Below are 1,308 nucleotides of genomic sequence, written 5' to 3' on the forward strand. Positions count from 1 at the left end.
GCTGAGCGGGAAGCGGAAGTACAGCCACACGCAGTGCGCGATGATCTCGACTGGGTACCGGTGCCCCTTGTACGGCGGCGGCGTACTGCCCACGGACAACCCCCTCCACCATGATCAACCCGAAGATCATCCCACCCGGCCAGCCAACGTGACAGTGCCCGAAGACGAGATCATTGCCGTGTTCCGCACTGCCGCAGCCATGGGCGGCGACCAAGCTTATGCGTACCTGCAACATTTCGTCCCGACTGTCGCCCCCTCGGTGCCGCGCCACGAACTGATGCTGGGCTGGACCAACTTTGAGGCAGCCGATTACGCCCGCGACATCCTCCGCCTTGTCCGGGATCGCCTGCATGTCACCGTCCGGACTCGTGCGCAGTTTGACGCTCTCCCGCTGCTGACACCGATCGAACTCATCTCGTTCGAGCTGGCACTCACCCTGTCAGAGATCCTCGAGCATCTTTCCCCGGAACACACCACATCCCTATCCCTCCGGCGCATGGAGGAGCCCTCGCTGCACAGTCTGTCGTTCGTTCGGTCTCTGGCCGCGCTGCGCTCGTTGGCTCTTGGCCCCTCGACACCCGTCGACGGCCTACACCATCTCGCCGGACTGCCCCTGCAGGAGCTGAACCTGCTGGACCTGCCTGAGGGTTTCTCCTTCCAGGCGCTCAACAATCTCCCACAGCTGCGTGAACTGCTGCTCTATACCGTCCTGCCGTGGAGAACGCTGCATACTCTGCCCGCCTCGCCAACTCTCACAAGGCTTTGGCTCGGCGGCCAGATAGAGGCCTCCATCACCGGCATCACCCAGTGGGCCATGCTCGAAGACGTTGTCGTCAACCATGTCATGGACGCAGTGGAATGGGCCGAGCTCGCGGAGCTGCCTCAGCTGACCAGCCTTCAGGTCACCGACGCCGACTTCGCCAACGCCCCCCTCATGGCCACCGTCAATCGTCTCGGGCTCTCTGTGTCTCGGTCCGACATCCGCCTCGACCTGATCCCGGACCGGTTTCCGAATCTTGAGCTGCTAAGGATCAACGCTCTCGCAGACGTTGCCTACGATCTAGCCCCTCTCCAGTCCCTTATGAACGTGGAGATCCGCCTCTACAACGCCGATCGCATCTCGCTCACCGGTCTGGAGGGGTTCGCTCCGGAACGATTCACGCTCTTCCCCCGTCCACGGCCCATCCAGACGTGACCGTCAGCCGCCGCCGAAGGGACTGTAAAACGTTCGGTGTAACTCCTGATCACGGAAGATGCACCGATGACCAGCAACAACATGACCGAGGCCGAGTCCATCGAGCTGTCTGA

Annotated in this window: 1 protein-coding gene and 1 pseudogene; one reads left to right on the forward strand and one right to left on the reverse strand. The window is 62.3% G+C overall.

The annotated features are described in order from the left end of the window. Nucleotides 1-93, reverse strand: a pseudogene (locus ACIPEK_RS46685) (IS6 family transposase); the annotation flags it as partial. A 61-nt stretch (nt 94-154) separates the two neighbouring features. Between ACIPEK_RS46685 and ACIPEK_RS46690 the strand changes: the two are divergent. Beyond that, complete coding sequence (locus ACIPEK_RS46690) at nt 155-1,195, forward strand: hypothetical protein (protein ID WP_402009143.1); 1,041 nt, start codon at nt 155-157, stop codon at nt 1,193-1,195. Nucleotides 1,196-1,308 lie beyond the last annotated feature (113 nt).

The sequence above is a fragment of the Streptomyces sp. NPDC088246 genome, assembly GCF_044741025.1.
Classification (GTDB): domain Bacteria; phylum Actinomycetota; class Actinomycetes; order Streptomycetales; family Streptomycetaceae; genus Streptomyces.